Source organism: Mesorhizobium sp. M0771 (genome assembly GCF_040320155.1).
Classification (GTDB): Bacteria; Pseudomonadota; Alphaproteobacteria; order Rhizobiales; family Rhizobiaceae; genus Mesorhizobium.
Window position 1 is genome coordinate 1 of the sequence record NZ_JAMYPC010000057.1, and the last position, 4289, is coordinate 4289.

Below are 4289 nucleotides of genomic sequence, written 5' to 3' on the forward strand. Positions count from 1 at the left end.
TTTTTGGTGCGGTGCATGTGTGCTTTCATGGGTTGTTTGGGGTGCGTGTCCTTATGGCAGGCCGACATCTAAGCTGGATTCATGAGCGCAGGGCGCTGGCTGGTTGTTGCCGGCCCGCAACAAGTCTAAGCAGGCGCTGATGAAGTCTCCGAGTGAAGCCGCAGCCGTTCCCCTGACCAGGTCGCTTTCCAACGGTACATTTTGCCCGCAGTCGCAGCGCAAGTTCGTGCTGGTTGCGGCGATCCTTGCGTCAGCGCTCGGCTTCATCGACGGGTCGATCCTGGCCATTGCCATGCCGGCAATGCGCGTCGACCTCGGCGCCAGCCTGGCCGAGGTCCAGTGGATTTCCAACGCCTATGCGCTGACGCTGTCGGCGCTGATTCTGGCCGGCGGCGCCGCCGGCGACCGGTTTGGCCTCAGGCGCGCCTTCGTTGCCGGCATTGCGTTGTTCATCGTCGCTTCGCTGGCCTGCGCGGTGGCGCCGAATGCGCTGGTGCTCATCGCCTTTCGCGCCATTCAGGGCCTTGGTGCGGCGATCATGGTGCCGGGCAGCCTCGCCATCATCGCCAAGGCCTATCCGAAGAAGGAGCGCGGCCGGGCGATCGGCATCTGGGCCGCCGCCTCGGCGCTGACGACGGCGCTCGGTCCAGTGCTCGGTGGCTTCGTCCTGTCGGCCTTTGGCGGCGGTATCTGGCGGGCGATCTTCGCCGTCAACCTGCCGCTCGGGCTGATCTCGATCTATCTCCTGCTGGCCAAGATTCCCGCCGACGCGCCGACGGAGAAGCGAAGCCTCGATCTCGGCGGCGCCGCTCTCGCCACGCTTGCCTTCGGGGCGCTTGCCTACGGACTGACCTCGATGAGCGCCGAAGGCAGCGGGCTGATGTCGGGGCCGAGCATCGCCGCAGGCGCCGTGCTGCTTATCATCTTCATCGTCTTCGAGCTTCGGCAGCGCGAGCCGATGATCGATCTCAAGCTGTTTCGGATCGGCGCCTTCGCCGGCGCCAACCTCGCCACCTTCTTCCTGTATTTCGCGCTGTCGGCCAATCTGTTCTACCTGCCGATGCTGTTGATCGCTGGATGGGGGCTGAGCACCAAAGAGGTCGGTTTCATCTTCCTGCCGCTGTCGGCGTCGATCGCGCTGCTGTCGGGTCTCGTCGGCCAGTGGTCGGATCGCATCGGTCCGCGTTTTCCGATCGCCAGCGGCTGCCTGGTGGTCGCCATCGCCTTTGCCGGGCTGGCTTTGCTCACTCATGCCGGCATGCACAATTTCTGGACCGGTATCTTTCCACTGATGGCGGTGATGGGGCTCGGCATGGCGCTGGTGGTGTCGCCGCTGTCGACGGCGGTCATGACCGCGGTCGAGGACAAGGATACCGGCGCCGCTTCCGGCATCAACAATGCGGTTTCGCGCATTGGCGGGCTGATTGCTGTGGCGGCGATGGGCTCGCTCGCGGCCTGGGTCTATTCGACGATGCTCGATACCAGCGTCAGGCCGGGCATTCCGGGGTTCGGAGAACCGGCATTGGCCGGCCTGGCGTCAGACCTTGATGCAACACGGCTCGCCGCCAGCGATGCGGCGTTCGCGGCCGTGTCGACAGTGACGGCCGTGCTTTGCCTCCTTGCCGCTATTATCGCCTGGGCCACCGTTTCGGGGCAAAAGCTGCCTTGGTCACGAGCCGAAGAGGAGCAGTCGACCTGATTCGGAGCCGACCCGATTCGGAATGCTCTGATGGGGCGATTATGATTCGCCGGCGTCGAGTGTGACGGCTTAAAGCGCGTCGCGCTGAAACGGATTCATACGACGCGCTTTAAGTCTTTGTTTTGACACATGTCCTTGTCCCAGAGCCGCGGCACACTTCTGGGCGACATGCATTAGCCTTCGATCTTGGCGCTCGCGACCTTCAGCGGATTGCTGTCTTCCTGCTTGAGCAGTTCATCGATGCGCTCGCGCTCGCGCTTGAAAGCGACCAGGTCGTCGCCCTTCAGCACCTTGCCGACCGGCAGACGCACGCGCATCGGGTCGACCTTGGTGCCGTTGACGATCAGCTCGTAGTGAAGATGCGGACCGGTGGAGAGGCCGGTCTGACCGAGGAAGCCGATGGTCTGGCCCTGGCGGACATGAACGCCCGGTTCGATGCCTTTGGCAAAGGCGCTCTGGTGATTGTAGGAGGTCTCGTAGCCATTGGCATGGCGGATGATGATCTGTTTGCCGTAGCCGCCGGCCCAGCCGGCCTTTTCGATGGTGCCGTTGCCGGCGGCGATGATCGGCGTTCCGATCGGCGCCGCCCAGTCCACGCCGGTATGCATGCGGACATAACCGAGGATCGGATGTCGGCGGGCGCCGAAGCCGGAGCGGAATTTCCCGGCCGGCAGGGGATTGCGCAGCAGGAACTGCTCGGCGCTCGATCCATCCTCGTCGAAATAGTCGGTCGAGCCGTCCTGCATCTGGAAGCGGTAGAAATTGCGTGTCTGGCCGCCGAAGGTCGACGAGACATAGAGCAGTTCCGATTCGTCGGAGGCCTGGTCGTCGCCGTCAGGCTGCGAGAACAGCACGTCGATGCGGTCCGATGGATTGAGCCTGGACTGGAAGTCGACGCCGGAGGCCAGGAGCTTGACCAATTGCTGGGTCAGCTTCTTCGACATGCCATAGGAATAGGCGGCGCGGTAGATGCCGTCATAGACGTTCGGCAGATTGCCGCGCACCACCACCGGTGCCGACGAATCGTCGAACGCGGTCAGCAATTCGGGGTTCGGCTCCGGTTCCTGCGCCGGCACATACTGGCCGCGGTCGTCGAGCGCGATGGTGACGATGTGCGTTGTCTTGTCATAGACGCTGGTGCGAACGACCTTGGCGGCGTCGCCATGTACCTCGAGCCCGACCCGCAGCACGGTTCCGGCCTTCAGCGCCGGTGCGTTGAGCAGCTTGCCGATCGCCTCCGCCATGCCGGTGGCGTCATCGCCCGTATAGCCCGAATCAGCGAAAGCCTCGGCAATGTCGCGGTCCCTGGTGAAGGGAATGATTTCCTCGGCGAAAGCCGGGGTCTGGTCGTCGAGCGCGACGCGCGGCGCCACCGAGACGTTTTCCGGCACGATCTTGACGTCGTAGGAGCCGGCCATCGATTCGGCGAAGGCATCGCCGAATCGCTGCGGGTCGACATAATGCAGCGAGGCGACCTGCACGGCGCCGTCGCTGAGGTCGGTGCCGGCTTCGCGCACCACTTTTTCCACCTCGTCGGCGGACAGGTCGCTTTTCTCGTCGAAGGAGGCCGTCTCGACCGGGAAATCGACCGTCTTCAGGCTCATCTCGCTTTCGACCTTGGCGCCGTAGATCTGGCCCCCAACTGCGGAAGCCGTCGCCGGCTGCGCCGGCGTCGAGTCGCCATCGTCGCCGAACACCTGCATCGGGTCGAAAGGCGGATAGGCGCGGTTGGTGGTGTGGCCGGCGGCCAGCGCCATCTTGATCTGCACGAACGGCATGGTGTGGATAACGTCGCGGTCACCGACCTTGGTCACCATCGACACTTCCATGCGCCGGCGGTCCTTGGCCTTGGCGATCTGGCGCGGCGCCACCAGCCTGGTGGTCTTGGCGACCTCGCCGGAATCGCCGCCGCTTTCGAGCTGGGCCAGTTCGGCGATTTCGGGCGGGGTTGCCAGCTGCTGGCGGCCGTCAAGGGCGGCAAACAACGCCACGCCCATCAGCACACTCGAGGTCACGCCGGTAAGAAAGGTGCCCGACAGCCAGCGCGCTGAAACCTCGCGCCGGTCGGGCGGGCCGCTGCGGCCATCCGCGATCAGCGGCGGCTCATTGCCGAGTTCGGCTATGACATCTTCCGTGTCTGGCATCCAGAAAGGCTGCTTCTTCCCCGGGCGGAACGGCTTTTCGCTTCTGTTGGGCCATGACATTTGCCTGTCACGGCGGGTGAAGTCAACGAAGCGGCGAAATCCCCGCTCACACGCTCTGTTTTACAGCCCCTTGTAGAGAGGCGTCTTTATCCTCTTATAGGAGGCTCCGAACCGTGATGCGCAGACCCCGCTTTGGCTCTTATAGGAAGGCACCTCGCGGGCCGCGCCGAGCCCTTCTTTGTTGGCCTTGGTGTCGAACGGCAATGCGGCGGCAATAGGGCTCCTTTTTGGCAATGCCAATGTTCCCTTGGGGCAGTCCGCCGTCGCCAAAACTTCTGTCGTAAAAAGTTCAAAAACATCGTCGATGACTGTTGACAGTTCTGGTTGGTGGCGACTATATACGCCTCACGAACGAGGGCGGTGCGCCGCTGGCGGCGAAGCAGTTT

At 63.7% G+C, this 4289-nt stretch carries 2 protein-coding genes; one reads left to right on the forward strand and one right to left on the reverse strand.

Annotated features, from left to right (window positions below; all coding sequences use genetic code 11):
• The first annotated feature begins 139 nt into the window (after positions 1-139).
• On the forward strand, positions 140-1699 hold the full coding sequence (locus NKI05_RS31990) for an MFS transporter (RefSeq protein ID WP_023815704.1): 1560 nt from the start codon (positions 140-142) through the stop codon (positions 1697-1699).
• 173 nt (positions 1700-1872) lie between these two features.
• Here NKI05_RS31990 and NKI05_RS31995 read toward each other — a convergent pair whose 3' ends face one another.
• Positions 1873-3843, reverse strand: coding sequence for a M23 family metallopeptidase (locus NKI05_RS31995; protein WP_023686664.1), 1971 nt, complete (start codon positions 3841-3843; stop codon positions 1873-1875).
• Between the last annotated feature and the right edge of the window lie 446 nt (positions 3844-4289).